General features: G+C 50.2%; 14 protein-coding genes and 1 tRNA gene. 9 read left to right on the plus strand and 6 right to left on the minus strand.

What is annotated here, in order from left to right:
• The first annotated feature begins 3 nt into the window (after nt 1–3).
• Entirely contained in the window at nt 4–2577 is a 2574-nt protein-coding gene (locus BUC30_RS03215; protein ID WP_073423497.1) for a TIGR03960 family B12-binding radical SAM protein, read from the plus strand.
• 35 nt (nt 2578–2612) lie between these two features.
• Here BUC30_RS03215 and BUC30_RS03220 read toward each other — a convergent pair whose 3' ends face one another.
• Complete coding sequence (locus BUC30_RS03220) at nt 2613–2825, minus strand: DUF6812 domain-containing protein (protein ID WP_015732184.1); 213 nt, start codon at nt 2823–2825, stop codon at nt 2613–2615.
• A gap of 111 nt (nt 2826–2936) precedes the next feature.
• Between BUC30_RS03220 and BUC30_RS03225 the strand changes: the two genes are divergently transcribed.
• From BUC30_RS03225 to BUC30_RS03235, 3 genes are all read left to right on the plus strand, one after another.
• Nucleotides 2937–3779: an LOG family protein gene (locus tag BUC30_RS03225; protein ID WP_073423498.1), complete on the plus strand. Its 843-nt coding sequence runs from the start codon at nt 2937–2939 to the stop codon at nt 3777–3779.
• Between the two features lie 118 nt (nt 3780–3897).
• On the plus strand, nt 3898–5004 hold the full coding sequence (locus BUC30_RS03230; protein ID WP_073423499.1) for a protein kinase domain-containing protein: 1107 nt from the start codon (nt 3898–3900) through the stop codon (nt 5002–5004).
• A 71-nt stretch (nt 5005–5075) separates the two neighbouring features.
• Nucleotides 5076–6560 (plus strand): hypothetical protein, encoded by a 1485-nt coding sequence (locus BUC30_RS03235; protein ID WP_073423500.1) that lies wholly within the window; start codon nt 5076–5078, stop codon nt 6558–6560.
• A 4-nt stretch (nt 6561–6564) separates the two neighbouring features.
• On the opposite strand, the gene BUC30_RS03240 is transcribed toward BUC30_RS03235, so the two are convergent.
• The gene (locus BUC30_RS03240) at nt 6565–8712 is read right to left on the minus strand and encodes a glycoside hydrolase family 9 protein (protein ID WP_073423501.1); all 2148 of its coding nucleotides are present in this window, start codon (nt 8710–8712) and stop codon (nt 6565–6567) included.
• Nucleotides 8713–9147: 435 nt separating this feature from the next.
• Here BUC30_RS03240 and BUC30_RS03245 point away from each other — a divergent pair, with 435 nt between their 5' ends.
• Nucleotides 9148–10089, plus strand: coding sequence for an aldolase catalytic domain-containing protein (locus BUC30_RS03245; RefSeq protein WP_014546686.1), 942 nt, complete (start codon nt 9148–9150; stop codon nt 10087–10089).
• A 99-nt stretch (nt 10090–10188) separates the two neighbouring features.
• On the opposite strand, the gene BUC30_RS03250 is transcribed toward BUC30_RS03245, so the two are convergent.
• The gene (locus tag BUC30_RS03250) at nt 10189–11022 is read right to left on the minus strand and encodes an aldo/keto reductase (RefSeq protein ID WP_073423502.1); all 834 of its coding nucleotides are present in this window, start codon (nt 11020–11022) and stop codon (nt 10189–10191) included.
• 113 nt (nt 11023–11135) lie between these two features.
• Nucleotides 11136–12065 (minus strand): cation diffusion facilitator family transporter, encoded by a 930-nt coding sequence (locus tag BUC30_RS03255; protein WP_014546683.1) that lies wholly within the window; start codon nt 12063–12065, stop codon nt 11136–11138.
• A gap of 93 nt (nt 12066–12158) precedes the next feature.
• On the opposite strand from BUC30_RS03255, the gene BUC30_RS03260 reads away from it, so the two are divergent.
• The gene (locus BUC30_RS03260) at nt 12159–13451 is read left to right on the plus strand and encodes an efflux RND transporter periplasmic adaptor subunit (RefSeq protein WP_073423918.1); all 1293 of its coding nucleotides are present in this window, start codon (nt 12159–12161) and stop codon (nt 13449–13451) included.
• 3 nt (nt 13452–13454) lie between these two features.
• On the opposite strand, the gene BUC30_RS03265 is transcribed toward BUC30_RS03260, so the two are convergent.
• Nucleotides 13455–14306 (minus strand): prepilin peptidase, encoded by an 852-nt coding sequence (locus BUC30_RS03265; protein WP_073423503.1) that lies wholly within the window; start codon nt 14304–14306, stop codon nt 13455–13457.
• A gap of 71 nt (nt 14307–14377) precedes the next feature.
• Here BUC30_RS03265 and BUC30_RS03270 point away from each other — a divergent pair, with 71 nt between their 5' ends.
• From BUC30_RS03270 to BUC30_RS03280, 3 genes are all read left to right on the plus strand, one after another.
• A complete protein-coding gene (locus BUC30_RS03270; RefSeq protein ID WP_073423504.1) occupies nt 14378–14836 on the plus strand; it encodes a DUF6941 family protein in 459 nt (152 codons plus the stop codon).
• Nucleotides 14837–14928: 92 nt separating this feature from the next.
• Entirely contained in the window at nt 14929–15489 is a 561-nt protein-coding gene (locus tag BUC30_RS03275) for a hypothetical protein (RefSeq protein WP_073423505.1), read from the plus strand.
• Between the two features lie 99 nt (nt 15490–15588).
• Nucleotides 15589–15662 (plus strand) — tRNA-Val (locus BUC30_RS03280).
• 87 nt (nt 15663–15749) lie between these two features.
• On the opposite strand, the gene BUC30_RS03285 is transcribed toward BUC30_RS03280, so the two are convergent.
• The gene (locus BUC30_RS03285) at nt 15750–16787 is read right to left on the minus strand and encodes a hypothetical protein (protein ID WP_073423506.1); all 1038 of its coding nucleotides are present in this window, start codon (nt 16785–16787) and stop codon (nt 15750–15752) included.
• Between the last annotated feature and the right edge of the window lie 134 nt (nt 16788–16921).

The raw sequence follows: 16921 nt of genomic DNA on the forward strand, positions 1-16921 counted from the left end.
GATATGACAATCCTTGAGAAAATCGCACTTGCACTCCCCGCAGTAGAATCCCCCGCCCGTTACATGGGTGGCGAAGCGAACAGCGTCATCAAAGACCACAGCAAAATGCTTGCACGCATGGCGTTTGTGTTCCCGGACACTTACGAAATCGGCATGAGCAACAACGGGCTCAGAATTTTGTACCATGTGCTGAACCGCGAACCGGATTTGCTTTGCGAAGTGGCTTTTGCGCCGTGGGACGACATGGCCGCCGAGATGAAGAAGTACGATATTCCGCTTTATACGCACGCGAGCTATACGGCGGTCAAGGATTACGAAGTCGTGGGGCTCACGCTCCAGACCGAGCTCAACTTTACAAACGTGCCGTACGTGCTTGAACTTGCAGGGATTCCGGCATGGCAAAAAGACCGTGCCGAGAGCGACCCGATTGTCGTTTCGGGTGGACCTTCGATGGGCAACCCGGAACCGGTCGCCGATTTCTTTGACGCGTTCATGATTGGCGATGGCGAAAAGCTGATTGTCAAATTTGTGCGTTGCGTTGGCGAAGGACGCAAGGCGGGACTCAAGCGCGCCCAGATTCTGGAAAACTTGTCTAAAATTGATGGCGTTTACGTGCCGAGCTTGACGAAGGTTGTCAAGAACGAATACGGCGTAATCGTCCCGGCAGAACCCGCAAAGGGCTCTTACGAAAAAACGAACGGTGTACGCCGCCAGTTCATCCCGGTTTTGGACCCGAAAGACTACCCCATCAAGAACTTGATTGCCAATATGCAACTTGTCCACAACCGTTTTAGTGTGGAAGTGATGCGTGGTTGCGCGCAGGGTTGCCGTTTCTGCCAGGCGGGTATTTGGTACAGGCCGTGCCGCGAGCTCAATCCGGACGATGTTCTGGACATTGCAAAGGCAGGCATTCAGGCGACAGGCGAACGCGAACTCGGACTTTTGTCACTTTCGACCGCTGACTACAAGCCGGTCGAAGCGCTCACGGATTCCATTATCGATGACCCGTTTTACGATAACGTAGACGTAAGCCTCCCGAGTATCCGCGTCAACAGTTTTGGACAAAGTCTCGCTGAAAAAGTTGCAGCACTTAAAGGTGGTCGCAGCGCTACGTTTGCGCCAGAAACTGGTTCCGAACGCATCCGCAAGATGATCAACAAGACCATCAGCGACCAAGACATGTACGACGCCGCCGAACACGCATTCTCCAGCGGGTTCAACAAGATCAAGCTTTACACGATGATCGGTTTCCCGACCGAGAACTTGGATGATATGCAGGCATTCTGCGAGCTCATCTTCAATCTCGTGAAAATCGGGCGCAAGTATAACCGCGGCATTCAAATTGCGGTGAGCATCGGCATTCTCATTCCGAAATCATTTACGGGCCTGCAATGGGCTCCGTTTATGGACAAAGAAACGGCACTCGGGCACATCCGCTACGTGCGCGAAAAGTTCTTCAAGCACCCGAACGTGAAAATCAACTGGGCGGCCTGGGAAACAAGTTTCTTGGAAGCAGTCTACAGCCGTGGCGACCGCAGCCTCGGTCCAGTCATTTACGCCGCCTACAAGAAGGGCATCATCTTTGAAAGCGACAGCTACCGTTTTGACTTTAACAAGTGGCTCGAAGTCTGGCAAGAATGCGGCTACGACACGAACTGGGTCTACCGCGAACGCGATAAAGACGAAGTCTTCCCGTGGGACTTTATCCATGCGGGCACGACAAAGCAATACTTGCGCCGCGAATGGGAAAAGGCATTCGACCCGAATTCCGCACCCGTGCCGAACTGCAAATGGGGCGACTGCCAAGCATGCGGCATTCCGGGATTCGGCAAAGAAATTGTCCTCGCCGACGATCCTGTGCGCCACAAGGCGCCGAGCCGTACCCCTGAAGAAATCAAGAAGCTCGTGGCAGAACGCCGCCCGAGCCAGAAGGTGAGCTACAGCTACAAGATTACATTCAAGAAGTCCGGCATCAGCCGATTCCTGCCGCACCACAACATGCTCAGTTTCTTCGAACGCACGTTCATTTGCGCAGGCATCCCGATCAAGTTCAGCGAAGGCTTCAGCCCGAAGCCCCGCATTGTAAACATGGGTGCCTTGCCGCTCGGACTTGAGACTTACTGCGAAGTCATCAGCGTTGATTTATTGCAAAAGCTCGACCTCTCCGCCGAAGGTAAACCCGCCATTATCGCAAAGCTCAGCGCTCCGTTCCCGCGCGGCATGGAAATCGTGGACATCGAACCATTAAAGGAAAAGCTCTCGAAGCATTTCCCGAAGGCGATGGTCTACCGCCACACGCCCGAAAGCATCCCCGCCGACCTTATGCAAAAGTTCGAACAAAAGCAATTGCCTATTGTCACGAACCACCGCGGTCAGCAGATGGACTTAAACGAGCAGATTTTAGGGATTGATATTCAGAACGGCACAATGGTCGTGCGCGTCAAGTGCAACAACCAGGGGACAACCCCTAGTCCGTTTGTCATTTTTGCAGGACTGCTTGGCATTGAGATTGACCCGGCCAAGCTCGATGAAGTCTCCCGCCGCTTCCTCGTCGCAAAGATTGCAATCGAGTGGTAACGGAGGTGCCCGCTCGGGGGCGGGCATGACAAGTTCTATTCCGCTGGGAGAATAATCTCGATGTGACTGGTGCTGACGTTGAGGAAGTGCGTACGGAACAGGTCCTTTTCATTCCTATCGCAAACGCGCACCTGCGTCACCGCAATAAAGTCCTTGTTTTCACGGATATAGTCCGTGAGGCGTTCGTCACGCAAAGTGTCGATTTCGCCCGTAATGACAAAATTATCTGTCCACATTTTTACTAGCATACCACTAATATATAAATGTTAGTCCAAGTAAGAAGATAAAAACCTTATTTTTTCGCCCCTAAAGCCATTTTAACGTATATTATTCCATATATAACGAAAAAGAGGTTTATTATGGCACCGAAAAAAGTACGCACGATTCCAGGGCAGATGGCATACAACAACGCCGAATTTATGGAAAGCGATGCCGCACGCCCCATTCGATTCCTTTCTGAATTTTTCCAGCCTGCACAAGTTTTTGCACAAGAAGACATCAAGAATTCTATCGTGTTCTTTGGTTCGGCACGCACACTTCCGCCCGACGAAATCAAAAAACGCCGCAAGGGCTGCAAGGATAAAAAGGAACTTGCAAGGCTTGACCGACTCTCCAAAGTCGCTGATTCTTACAATGCAGCTCGTGAACTCGCTGCCAAGCTCGGCAAGTGGATAAACAAGCGCCACCACGGCTACGCCATCATGACAGGCGGTGGTCCGGGCATTATGGAAGCCGGCAACCGCGGTGCATCTGACGTGGGTACGCCTTCTGTCGGTTTGAACATCAAGCTGCCTTTCGAACAACACTGCAACCCGTACATTGATGACGAACTGAACTTGCAGTTCCGTTATTTCTTTGTCCGTAAGTACTGGTTCCTGCGCATGGCTCGTGCGCTCGTGATTTTCCCTGGAGGCTTCGGCACGCTCGACGAAGCCTTCGAAATGCTCACGCTTATCCAGACCGATAAGTATGCGCAGCAGATGCCGGTCGTGATTTTTGATTCGAACTTCTGGAAGAAGGCTCTGAACTGGGAATTTTTCGCCGAAACGGGCATGATCAATCCCGAAGACCTCAAGCTCTTCAAGTTCTGCGACACCGTCGATGAGGCTTACGACTTCATCACATCCAAGCTCGAAGAACAGAGCGAAGAAAAGGTCACGTTCGCGCGCTCCCACGCCGAAGACGAAGAAAAGAAGAAGTAACAAAGTCATGCCCGCCGGAGCCTGTGCTGAGCGCAGTCGAAGTAAGCGGGCATCTTTTTTGTCGCCCCTGTCACCCCGGCCTCCGTGCCGGGGTCACCTTTTTTGCTAATTTTTTTTCATGTTCTGGAACAATTTGGCAGAAACGATGGACAGGGTCTCGCGCAATTTGGCGCTCCGTCCGAACTACACCATGGAAGAATACCAGCGGTGGTTCGACCACAACCCTGACTTTAAGCACAACGGCAATGCAGAACGCATCGAGCTTATCGAGCCGCTTTCGCTCGTAGGCACAAACCAGCTTTACCGCGCCAAGCTCTGGATTGAACACCCGCGCGATGAAAAGCGCTACGACGAAAAAGAAATCGTCGTGAAAATCTGCAAGTACTGGGCACCCCCAGGCAAAAACCGTTTGCACCGTTTGAACATGCTCCTGAGCGCGTTCCAAGACGAAATCCGCATCAACAACCTCATCCGCGCCACAAACATCGAAGGCGTGGTGCAGACTTTTGGCGGAGGCATCGCGGGTCGCCACCCCTACCTCAAGCTAGAGTTTATCAAAGGTTGCTCGCTCGATAGAGTCATCAAGCCAAAGCTCACTGACGAAGAACTTTTGCAGCGCGTGGCACAAATCGCCTACCTTGCAAACACCATCAGCCAGCTCCATTACTACCAAATTGTGCATAAGGACATCAAGCCCAAGAACTTGCTCCTGTGCCAGAATCCGGCGCACAAGAACAACCATAAGATTTTGCTCTGCGACTTTGGCTACGCACAGGCCAAGATGCGCGAAACCGTCACCGAAGGCGGCGGGCTTTCATCGCCAAGCTACAGCGCCCCCGAACTTGCCCAGTCTAGCGAAAACATCACGTACGCCGTGGACTACTTTAGTTTCGGTGCCGTGATGCACGAATACCTGACCGGCGTAAAGCTCTACCCCAAGGCGAAGGAAATCTACACTGAAGAAGGCCGCCTGATCACCAAGCGCTACATGGAATACATCGAGAACGGTCGCGAAAACGTGTTCAACGACGACCGTTTCCCGGAAATTCACGAATGGATTGACGCCCTGACCACGTTTGACGCCAACGAACGCATGAAAAAGAGCCCGAACCTGTTCGCCCTCGCCCACAAGCTCCGCGAAGAGGTAAATGCCCAGGGATTCCGGGACGTAAATACCGATTTTCTGTGGAATCAGCTGAACGAATACGGCAAACGCACGTTCTAACACGCTTTTAGACTACATTTCGCCCCCTAGCCCAATTACACATCACTAATGATTTGTTTATATTCATTAGTATGAAGAAAATATTGAGCATCCTCCTAAAACCGTTCCGGTTTTTCAAATTCCATCATTACGTGACGCTTATAGCGATCGCGGCCCTCGGGGTTTTCAACTTCCAGACGACCCTAAACCCGACAATCCAACAAATACGCCAAGAAAAGGATATTCACGAATCCTTTGACAAATGGTGGGAAGAGGAGCGCGCTCAAGAATTTAGGAACGTGGGTCTCACGCCAAATGACACCATCAAGATGCAGGAATTTGAGCTCTACAAGGAACGTTACCAAGTCGAGCATCCGACGCCGATTATCGAAGAACGCGTCGAGCAAATAAAAGTGGAATTCCTCGAATGGTGGGAAAATCAGGGGGGCAAGGAGCAATACGCCGCGGAGCACGGCAGCTACCCTACAGACAAACAATACGAGGCGGAGCTCAAGAAGTGGATTTACAATTACACGGACAAATTCATCCGTTACCGTTGGGCATACCAGCCTAGCCGAGGCAACTCTGAAAGTTGGCTTACCTGTAGTTTACTGTTCCCGAGCGCATGGTCGTTTATTTTCTTCGCCGTATTTTTCATGTTCGCGCTGATGCAGCTCGAAAAGCGTTGGCACGCGTTCTTTGTTTACGTTTACGCAGTGGTAATCGCTATTATTAGCGGTTTCTTTGTGGATTTGCTAGTAGACACATCGTTCTTTGGGCAGTTCGCCACGCAGCGCTACATGGGCGTAAGCCTGATGATTTGCTTTTTGCTTGGTGCAAATGTATTCGACAAAGAGAAAGACGCCATTCCGTCTTACGTCAGCAAGATTTCGCAATTAGCCCTTGTCGGGAGCATGGCGATTGACTGGTTCCTGAACCCAGGAATATTCAATGCGGTCGCAGTGGAATCGCCGTTCTTCTTTGCTTTAGGCGGGCTTGCGGGCTATGCGATGCCGCACCGAGCCGATGGAGGCACAAAACAAGCCGTTACCGAACAAAAGAACGAAGATGCGGTCACGCCTGGCGAACGCACTCGCAAGATGATTAGCAATGGGCTTGAAGCGGCAAACAATGGTGAAACGGAAAACGCCTCTCGCTTACTGCAATATGGGCTGACAGCGCTACTGCAAGAAGAACCAGTCAAGTTTATGGAAGTCAAGGATGCCGTAAATAAGATTGCCACGAGCTTTGTTGAAATTCCAAGCACACAATGGATTGAGTGGGGAGCCACCGCCAAGCAGAAGAAAATCCCGGAAGCGGCGATTACGTTGCTCGAGAAGGGACTTGCAAAAGAAACGGATGCCGCCATTATCCGCCGTGCTCACTTTGACATTGGCGAGCTCCGCATCCAGACAAAGTCCGATGTGAACGCCGCCATGGAACACTTGAGCAAAGTCATCAAGGAAAACGATAGCGACACGCTCGCCGAGCAAGCCAAAAAGCTCATGGAAACCGGCAAGGACATCCTAGTGCAGATGGCCTACGCCGCTCCCAAGCAGTTTAAAGTGTCGAATTAGCAGATTACTTTACAACAAATTTCTTGGCGGAGAAGCCTTGAACTTGTACGAGGTAAAGTCCGCTCTTGAGCGTGTTTACGTTGAGGGATTCGTTCATGCTCTGGGCGGTCTTTTGCATTTGTACATTGCCTTGCACATCAAGAATATTGATGGACTTGCCCACCACAGAACGCGGCAAATTGAGCGAAAGCGTGTTGCCCACTAGCGACATGCCAAACTTCGCCGCAGCTACAGACTTCGGCAATGCGGAACGCGGCGGTTCCACCTTCTTCGAAACTTCATCGTAACGTTCCACGATAGCCATCAAATACCATGTGCTATGCGGAAGCCACTGTTCATCCCAGCGCCACACCTGCCAAGATTCCTTCATAGAATCAAAGCCCACGGCAGCAACACCGTCATCAGTCCAAGCAATGCCCGAACCATCCTGATTCTTGCCGGTAATGCCATTAGCAATACCACCTTCAAGTGTCGCATCATAATCGGACTGACCATCATACTTTTTCGGATTCTTCGTACCCTTGCCGTACATCATGCAAGTTGCATACGGGTTCTTGCCTAAAATCCAGTCGAGCTGATCAGTTGCATATTTCTGTACACTATCGGCAACACTTTCGTTCAAAGCACGAGCCGCAAACATTGATGCAGCTGCAAGGCTTGCAATGCGGGCATCTTCACCCTGCCACCAATAATTACTTTCATTATCGTGCGGGATAAAGAAGCCATCCTTTATTTTGTCCTGAGTCTTGTAGGTCTGGCGGGCATAACCGAACGGATTGTCTACCTTATTCGTAACAGAAATTAGCCATTTGGAATGCTTTTCAATGGTCTGGCGGGCGCCAACCAAGAGCTGATTGTTGCAGCTACACCCCATACAAAGCGGACAAACCCAAACTGGACTTCCGTCAACAACCTCATCAACAGATTCCTCAGTAGTAGCTTCAATTTCGGCATAGCGGATAAGCGCAATCAGCGGGAGGCCAGCATCACTTGCATGCCAGAACGGACGCGTCTTTGCATCATCACTCCAGAAATAGCCATCTTCACTCAAACGACCTTCAAGATGAATTGCACGTTTGCGAGCATCCTTCAGATACACACTATCTTTTGTAGCCGCATAAAGTTCCGTTGCTGCCAAAAGCGCCGTATAATCGTCAATGATGTTTTCCTTGTGGTCATCGCAATAAGTGCAATTGCCACCAATACTCTGCTTTTCGGACAAATGCTTATAAGCCTTCTCCGCAGCAGCCAAATACTGTTCGCTCGTAAAATCGCCCTTCAGCTTGAGCCTTGCAGCGCTTGCGAGACCCGCAATTGCCATACCACCGCCTTCACGGAACGCCGTCTGGTAATCAGCACTCTTGATGCCATCGGAACCGGAGAACGCGCAAATTTCACGTTTGCCCAGAGGCGAGCCCCAGTTATCAAACACGGTCATATAAAAGAAGCCTTCTTCGGCAAGCATGCGCACCAAAAAGTCAGCACCGTACGCCGCTTCATCAGCCGTTTTCGCCTTTGTCGCAGTCGAACTAAGCAACTTCGGGATGCGTTCCGAAGCAAAAGCAAGCGACCAGACTGTTAGCGGAATCTGCTGCGGGTTCAAATAATTGGCATAAGAAAGATGGCTCAAGTATTTACTCACATCGCCACTGGCATCGTACCAGCCGCCATGAACATCCACCTTTTTGCTGGAATTATAAACACCCATGCTTTTGTCCCAGCCTTCAACAGTAGGGTCATCTGCACGATCATCATAGAAGTAATTGAGCACTGATGCAAGCGTGTTTGACGCCAAAGCGTTTTCGCCCACCGTAAATTCGCCCGATTTCTGCGGTTGCCCATTTTCAGAAACCTGCAACGTATACTTGCCGGCCGTTAGTCCACTCAAATCTGCAACATAAAACTTGCCATTGGAAAGCCAGTTATCCGGATTCGTACCCGCCGAAAGCTTCCCCGTCTTGACCGCCGAGCCACCGGACATCACGCTAAATTCAGCGCCATCCGAAAGATTGTCGCTCTTGACAATCACGGAAATCGGCTGACCGACATCATAACCGACCTGGTTGTAGAAAAACTTGGTCTCAGCAGAGGCTGCGCCCGCGCTCAAAAAAAACGCGGCAGAGAAAATCGGGGAAAGCTTATATATATGCATGCGCTAAATATAGATACACGAGGCTTTGGAAAAAAGTAAAATAAACCTCATACGAGATAGGGAAACACCGTTATTTTCAACGCATATTTAGCGTAAATTATAAAGTCAACCAGTTAAAGCTTAAACGGTAAGCCATTCAGAGCAACTCGAAACAGCAATTTATTATAAGGGCTTTACGGCAACCGAGTCCAAACGGAGACATCTTTCGAAGGTTTAAAGACCTCAGAACTAAAGCAAACAAGCCTCATCCAGTCATTTCAACGCAAATTTTACGTTAAATATTAAATATTTTTCAGAAGCATCAAAAAATTTATTGACCATTCAAATTTCAAAACCTATGTTTGCAACGTAATAAAAAACGACTGGATTCTTCGCGATTTCATCGCTCTGAATGACGTCACAAGTAACTTTAAACCTAAAACCAAAGATCTAACCATGTACTACGAAACCATTAAAGTTCTCGACTGCACGATCCGCGATGGCGGCCTCGTCAACAAGCACGATTTTTCTCTTGAATTCGTGCGTAGATTGTACACCCTTCTCACTGCAGCCGGCGTAGACTACATGGAAATGGGTTACAAGAACTCCCCAGAACTCTTCGATCCGAAGGAATACGGTCCGTGGAAGTTCTGCGACGACGATTTGCTTTGGAAGGTCAAGGACGGTATCGATTCCAAGATGAAGATGGCTGTGATGGCCGACGTGGGCCGCGTCAACATGGATGCCGTGAAGCCCGCTTCCGAAAGCCCGTACCAGATGTTCCGCGTGGCAAGCTACGTCAAGAACATCGACAAGGGTATCAGCATGGTGAACGCCTTCCATGACATGGGCTACGAAACAACGCTCAACATCATGGCCGTGAGCCGCGACCGCGGTCCGGAACTCGACGAAGCCCTCCACCAGGTCAACGAAGAATGCAAGGCCGACGTGCTTTACCTCGTCGACAGCTTCGGCGCTTTCTACCAGGAAGACATCGACAAGGAACTTGCCCGCTACAAAGGCATCGTGAAAAACAAGAAGTTCGGCTTCCACGGTCACAACAACCAGCAGCTCGCCTTCTCCAACACGATCCAAGCCATCATCAACCACGTCGACTACCTCGACGGCTCCGTGTCCGGCATGGGCCGCGGCGCAGGCAACTGCACCACGGAACTCCTCCTCGGTTTCCTCAAGAATCCGAAGTATGATCTCCGTCCGGTTCTCGACGCCATCCAGGAACTCTTCTTGCCGTTGCAGAGCAAGTACGAATGGGGTTACATCATCCCGCAGATGATCACGGGTATGCTCAACCGCCATCCGCAAGACGCTATTGCCGTCCGCAAGACCGAAGAAAAGGACATGTACCGTAAGTTCTACGAACACATGATCAACGACTAAAGTTCGACAAGTTTACCAAACTTAATTCGGTGACAAGAGTCAAAAATCCCGTTCAAACGAACGGGATTTTTTTGCATTTCAGGATTTAACTGGGTGGGGTTACAGTCCGTCGAGTTCAAGCAGCGCGGCCATATCGTTCGAATTGATTTCGAAATCGAGCTTAGCGTTCTGCCGGATGCGCTCTTCGTGTACGGATTTCGGGAGCGGTAAAAGCCCGAGCTGCAACACAAAACGGCTTGCAAGTTGCGGTACCGAGACATGGTATTTTTCCGCCATCACACAGACTTCTGGCACCTTCAAAAGGCGCCCTGTCGCATTCGGCGAATACGCTTCCACCAGAATTCCGACCTGTTCGCAGAAGTCAATCAGTTCCGTCGGCACATGACCGATGTGAACGCGAATCTGGTTTACTGCAGGCACCACGCGAGCTTCCGCCAGCAAATTATTCAGGTCGTCAATTTCAAAATTCGAAACGCCAATTGCACGGATTTTACCCGCTTCGTAAGCTTCTTCTAGCGCATTCCAGACATCCACATTTTCACGGTAATAATGGTTTCCGTTAGGGACGCCCATTTCGGCCCACGGACGCGGAGCATGAATGAGCATCATGTCGATATGGCATGCATCCAAGCGATCCATCGATTCCTGGATACAGCGTACCGTATCAGCATAATTCTTGACTTCGGCAGGGATTTTCGTCGTGATAAAAATGCTTTCACGGTGAATTCCAGTCGATTTTAGCGCCGCCTTGAGCCCAGCACCGACTCCCGCCTCATTTTCGTAGGCGATTGCGGTATCAATATGGCGATAGCCCGCATCAATAGCGGTCGCAACAGCGGTTGCCGCCACGTCATTTGGGGTTTGCCATGTACCCAAAGCAATTTTCGGGATTCGCTGCCCATTATTCAACTTGTAAAATTCGTCGAGTACCATAATCAAACCTCGCTACTTGCACCAAATTAATATAACTAGAAACGCGATTCCAGCGAGGCAGAATCGCCAAAGTCCTAATACCACATTGGAATATTTACTGGTGTGAAAAGAGGCTACTTCTCAATCGTCTTGATTTCGCCCTGGGCGGCGCGATTGGCGTTGTAGGGGTCAATGTGCACGAGCGCATCGACAACGTTTTCGTTCGAATCGATGAGCAACTGTTCCACCTCTTCGGCAACATCATGAGCATCTTTCAGCGTCATCTGGTCATCGACCACAATATGCACGTCCACATGCAGGTCACTCCCAACGTAGCGGGAACGGAGCCCATGCAAACTGATGACTTTCGGGTGCGAAAGCGCCACACTCCGCAACTTGCCCAGGACATCGGGATTTGCGCCACGGTCCACAAGCTGCCTAAGCCCCGGAGCCGCAATTTCAATCGCAGAATGAATCACGAAAAAAGCAACGACAAGTGCACCGACGGAATCCGCGAACCAAAGCTGTGGGAGCAAAATGGCAAAAACGACCGCCACAAGCACGGGAATCGAGCTAAAAGAGTCGCTACGGTGGTGCCAAGCGTTCGCCTCGAGCACCTGACTGCGGATTTTACGCCCCGCATTTCGCGTGTAGCGGAAAAGGATCTCTTTTACGATAATGGAGGCAAGCGCCATCACGGCAACGGACGTTTCCGGGTGCGAAGCTTCACCCGCCAACAGCGCAAGGACGGCCTTATATCCAATGCCAATACCCACGGCGGCAACGGCAAGGCCAATGCCAATCGTAATGAGAGTTTCGAATCGCCTATGCCCGTAAGGGTGTTCCGCATCCGGTGGCGAATTCCAAAAGTGGCTGCCGACAATCACGGCGACATCGGTCACAAAATCAGACGCACTGTGGATAGCATCGGCAACGAGCGCCTGGGAGTTCCCCACCACGCCAACAACAAACTTGGCCACGGAGAGTGCGGCGTTCCAGCCAAGCCCCACCCAAGTCACTTTGCGGACTTCTGAACTATCGTCTTTTTTGCGTACGCGAGTCATGACCTTTAAGCTAGAAAATTTGCAACCTTACGTGCTCTCAAATCATCAAAATTGCTGTAATAAAAAAACAATGTTACTATTTTTCTAATGCTTATGAAAAAAATCTTGAAAATCATCATCGCTATCGCCGTTTTGGCAGGGGTTGCCCTCGGCGTCAAGTCATTCTTCTTTAACGGAGATGCCACAAGCCAGGCTGGAGCCCTCATCAGTACCAAGGTGGTGACAGACACCATCAAGACTACAATTTCGGCAACGGGTTCGTTAGAGCCGGTGGACCAGGTGGAAGTCGGTACGCAGGTTTCTGGCGATATCGCCAAGATTAACGTTGATTTCAATTCCAAGGTCAAGAAAGGCCAAGTCATTGCCGAACTTGACAAATCCAAGTTGCAGTCGACTTTAAAGCAGACGACAATCTCTTACAAGAGCGCCGAAAACGACTTGAATTACAAACAAAGCACATACGACCGCGTCAAGAAGCTCGCCGAAAGCAAGAGCGCAAGTGCGGTCGAACTGGAACAGGCTGAGTACAACCTAAACGCAGCAAAGCTCGCCGTGGAACAGCGCAAGAACGAAGTCGCCCAGGCAAAACTGAATTTGAGCTACGCCACCATCAAGAGCCCGATTGACGGCGTTGTGCTGAAACGAGCGGTGGATGTCGGCCAAACCGTTGCAGCCTCCATGAGCACGCCGACATTGTTCGTCATCGCAAAGGATTTGAGCCAGATGAAAGTCATGGCGGCAGTAGACGAAGCGGACATCGGACAAGTTAAACAAGGCCAACGCGTGACGTTTACGGTTGACGCCTTCCAGAACGACACGTTCCATGGCACCGTGCAAGAAGTCCGCCTAAACCCGACGACCACGAGCAATGTGGTGACTTACACCGTCGTGATTACCGCCGAGAATCCAGAACAGAAGCTATTGCCGGGCATGACCGCCACCTGCACAATTGTCACTCAAGAAATTACGGACGCTATTACGATTCCGGTCAAGGCGCTCAAGTTTACGCCTGCCGCAGGAACACCGATGATGGATCCGAAAGACATGCCGCGCCCGGAACGTCCGAAGACCGCCGAAGCTGGCGACAACTTCCCACCCCCGCCTCCTGGCATGGGACCGGGTGGTGCTCCAAGCACAGGCGCCAAGAAAAAACACAAGAAGCCCAAGCTTGAAGGCGACCACGTATGGATTAACATCAACGGCAAGGCAGCTCCGCGTCGCGTGAAGATTGGTCTTAGCGATGGCGTGAACGTCCAGATTCTCAAGGGACTGAGCGTCGGAGATTCCGTGGTTACGAGTCAAGAAACGGTTTCGGCAAAGGGTTCAAGCGAACCAAACGCCAAAAGCCCCTTCATGCCGCAGAGACCCGGAAAGAAAAAGAAATAACGATTAATTTAAAACGTACTTAAAATAAGCGTCCAAAAGCGCTGAGCCCCAGAGATAAATAATCGGGGCAGCAATGGCGAGGAACGGTCCGAAAGGAATTTGCCCGGCTTCCTCGCTATTTTTGTTTTGTGCAGCCTTTTTCGCGGCGAGCATCCCATACGGGACCATAATCACAATGCCAAGCAAAGCCGCAACCAAGAGCGTTTCGACAGCGCCAGTGAGCCCCATAAGCGCCCCATAGCCAGCCAAAAGTTTGACATCGCCAAAACCCATTGCGTCTTTCTTGAGCACCTTAGTGGCAATCCAGCCGAGCAGATAAAGCCCGCCGCCCGCAACAACAGCCCCAATCAAGCTCTGGAGAGGCGTCACGCCACCCGGCACGAGTGAAATCAAAAGACCAGCGACAATCCCGCCGACCGAGATGGAATCGGGAATCAGCTTGTACTTGCAATCGACCGCACAAACAGGGTAAGCGCCAAGCAAAAGCCAGAACATCGCAGCAGCATCCGCCCAAACTTCAGGCGACAAGACCGGTCGAGAAAAATCAGTCCCGAAGCCTGCCGCCGCATAAAGAGCAAGCGCCCCGAGCAATCCGCAAAGGCTCTCGCCAATCGGGTAAATCACGCTAATCGGCTGTTTGCAGCAAGCGCTCTTGCCTCGCAGCCAAAGCCAGCCCACAATAGGCAAATTGTAGCGGATAGGGATCCTCTTTTTGCAAAGCGGGCAGTGCGAAGGCGGATTAATCAAGGAAATTCCACGCGGCATACGGTAAACAATGACGTTATAGAAGCTCCCGACGCAAGCGCCGAGGCCAAAAAATACGATTAACCAGTACCAAAGTGGAATTTCTTGCATAAAATCCTCGTCTTTTTCGGAATATAATTATAATTTAGTTAAACATTTATCAAATACTGGGAGACCCCTAAATGAATATTGAAATTGCTGCTATTTGTGACGCCGCTACCGCTAACGATGTGGGCGGCCGCATGAACATTCTTGGTGCCTTTGACCGCATTTTCGCAAAGTTTCCGCTTGTGATTCCGCAGTGCTCCGCCGCTTTCCGCTTGCGCTACCAGCGCGCCGAAGCAGGCACGCACCAGTTGAGCCTTTCTATCGAAGACGTTGTTGGACACCCGATTGTTCCGCCGATGCAGTCTGAAATTGAACTCCAGCCGGTTGCACAGGGCTTTGATACAGCCGCCGTCAACATGATTTTGAACATGCAGCGTTTGCAGTTCGTGCGCCCGGACAAGTACATTGTGCGCCTCGTCGCCGACAACGAAGAACTTGCCGCACTCCCGCTGTACGTGCTCGAAGACCCGCGTCTCGCCCAGCAGAAGCAGCCGCCTCAGGCCGAAGAAAACGGCGTTGACGGTCGAGCATAGTTGACGAGAGAACGCCCGCTACAGCGGGCTACTAGCCCAAAGACTAGAGAGCGCCGGGTATCTAAGCCCGGCGTTTTTTCTATTTTAAAAACATGAAGTTCGCCTTTTTGACACGTTATTGCGCAAAGATTACAAGCCATGCAAGGTCGGCACAACTCGCAGCAAGATTCGTCGGGATTGCAGGAATTGCCGCAAGCCTTACCGCCTGTAGCGGCATCAACGACAGTTGGGAAGTCAAAGGCGGCGGATTCATCAAGTATAGCATCAATGACGGCGAAGAAATCACGCAGGAACTCGACCGAAACGATGTCGAAATCCCATTCATACGCAACCGCCACCACTACCTACTGGTTCAAATCCCGACAGGTCGCAGTGAACGCAACGATCGATTAAGCGTCATGGTCAATGAGCCCAAGCTTAGCAAAAATAACATCGTTGCAGGCTATACCTGGATTCAAGTCGAAGGTTCCCCCAAAGCGCTCATCAAAGGCGACAGCAACTACGTTACCATCGACCAAAAAGACGATACAAAATGGACGGCGTTCATCAACCTACATTTTGAGGACTGCAGGTCGGGAAAATGCAATGACACACTCCCTCCAATACTATTTAAAGGTCGTCTGCACTACTGGATTGCCGAGGACGATCGTTAAAAAAGAACTTTTTGGGTGATAAATAAAATTTTTTTGAATTTTATCGCCAACCACCCTTGACAAGCGCTCAATCATTTTCTAATATTGGGCTACCTTAATGGTCGATTAGCTCAGTTGGTTAGAGCGCTACCTTGACATGGTAGAGGTCACAGATTCGAGTTCTGTATCGACCACTGAAAAATCCTCGCTGAAAAGCGAGGATTTTTTTATTGCATAGAATTTTGTTGCAAAGAAAAAGCCCGTCGGATGCGGGCCAAATCTTATTCTTTCCAGTTATCGTCGTACTTATCGCCGTAACGTTCTGCTTTCAACATACCAACACATTTAGCGTTCGTTACGTTATTGACCAAATCATTCGGCGTTATAAACATGGACTGTTGTTCTCTTGCAATTTTCATCATTTCCGAGAACGAAACTCGGTCGCCCTTCAAGAACGTCACCAAGGCTTGGATAACATCCTTAATGGCATTGACGATGTCCAAGACAACGGAAAACTCATCTGCATTCATTGCAGGAACCTTATCGGCACTCTTCTTCGAAAGAAGCTTTTCCAAATCAGCCAGGATTTCCTTTTGGGAGCGAAGCTTTGTCGCAGTCTGGAGCTTTTTAGCCTTGAAATTCTTCTTGCATTCTTCTTCATGCGATGCCACGTAATCGGCATACATATCGAAGAGAGTGAAGGATTTTGACTTGCGGCCTAAAAGGGCATGTTCCTTAAAGCCAACGTCACCGTCCTTGATTTTCAGCTTGAGAGCCGGATTCTTCTTGGAAGCATCCAGATAGCATTGGTAAACATAAGAAGAGCACACCATCGTATGCTTGCCCGGGGTATTCTTGTCTTCGATGATCTTTTTGAGTTCTGCGGCAACCAAGCACAGGAATTCAACAACAACTCGAGACATAAGCGGTCTAGTCACCTTATGCTTGAAAATAAGAATCAAGCCCAAAAGAATCAAATCAGAATACGGATACGGAAGATCCTGAAGCACATAATCCTTGGCAATCGGCACAACAGGTTCAACGCCATTTTTACCCGCCTTGTTATGGCGCATTACATAAGCTTCACGAGCATCCGCATTGTCTTTCATTCGGCGTGCATGAATACCCTCGCTACCGGCTTCAGCAAGGACATTATCCTTATTCTGAACAAAGATTGCGCCATGCGACACATCAGAACCCGTAAATTTCATGATAAGTTTACTAATATCATCATTGATGTCGCCCTTAAACGCCAAAATATCGCCCGGGAGCAGGTCGTTCACAGAAATTTTTCCAGCTTTTTTCAATTTTGTTGCCATTTTACATTTCCTTTTGTTTAGGTTGTACAATAATTTACACACAACCGCATTACATTGCAATAACCCATTTGGGCTATATTGCCCCCACCCTCAGGATTATAAAGTGGGTACAAAAAAAGCCCGGGGGTTACCCG

Origin of the sequence: Fibrobacter sp. UWB7 (assembly GCF_900142945.1) — a bacterium.
Taxonomy (GTDB): domain Bacteria; phylum Fibrobacterota; class Fibrobacteria; order Fibrobacterales; family Fibrobacteraceae; genus Fibrobacter.

What these genes read in the sequence shown, in the direction of transcription:
- BUC30_RS03260 (WP_073423918.1), top strand. Translation starts at nt 12,159, where the DNA reads ATGAAAAAAATCTTGAAAATCATCATCGCTATCGCCGTTTTGGCAGGG.
- BUC30_RS03215 (WP_073423497.1), top strand. Translation starts at nt 4, where the DNA reads ATGACAATCCTTGAGAAAATCGCACTTGCACTCCCCGCAGTAGAATCC.
- BUC30_RS03255 (WP_014546683.1), bottom strand. Translation starts at nt 12,065, where the DNA reads ATGACTCGCGTACGCAAAAAAGACGATAGTTCAGAAGTCCGCAAAGTG.
- BUC30_RS03230 (WP_073423499.1), top strand. Translation starts at nt 3,898, where the DNA reads ATGTTCTGGAACAATTTGGCAGAAACGATGGACAGGGTCTCGCGCAAT.
- BUC30_RS03250 (WP_073423502.1), bottom strand. Translation starts at nt 11,022, where the DNA reads ATGGTACTCGACGAATTTTACAAGTTGAATAATGGGCAGCGAATCCCG.
- BUC30_RS03240 (WP_073423501.1), bottom strand. Translation starts at nt 8,712, where the DNA reads ATGCATATATATAAGCTTTCCCCGATTTTCTCTGCCGCGTTTTTTTTG.
- BUC30_RS03245 (WP_014546686.1), top strand. Translation starts at nt 9,148, where the DNA reads ATGTACTACGAAACCATTAAAGTTCTCGACTGCACGATCCGCGATGGC.
- BUC30_RS03275 (WP_073423505.1), top strand. Translation starts at nt 14,929, where the DNA reads ATGAAGTTCGCCTTTTTGACACGTTATTGCGCAAAGATTACAAGCCAT.
- BUC30_RS03285 (WP_073423506.1), bottom strand. Translation starts at nt 16,787, where the DNA reads ATGGCAACAAAATTGAAAAAAGCTGGAAAAATTTCTGTGAACGACCTG.
- BUC30_RS03220 (WP_015732184.1), bottom strand. Translation starts at nt 2,825, where the DNA reads ATGCTAGTAAAAATGTGGACAGATAATTTTGTCATTACGGGCGAAATC.
- BUC30_RS03270 (WP_073423504.1), top strand. Translation starts at nt 14,378, where the DNA reads ATGAATATTGAAATTGCTGCTATTTGTGACGCCGCTACCGCTAACGAT.
- BUC30_RS03225 (WP_073423498.1), top strand. Translation starts at nt 2,937, where the DNA reads ATGGCACCGAAAAAAGTACGCACGATTCCAGGGCAGATGGCATACAAC.
- BUC30_RS03265 (WP_073423503.1), bottom strand. Translation starts at nt 14,306, where the DNA reads ATGCAAGAAATTCCACTTTGGTACTGGTTAATCGTATTTTTTGGCCTC.
- BUC30_RS03235 (WP_073423500.1), top strand. Translation starts at nt 5,076, where the DNA reads ATGAAGAAAATATTGAGCATCCTCCTAAAACCGTTCCGGTTTTTCAAA.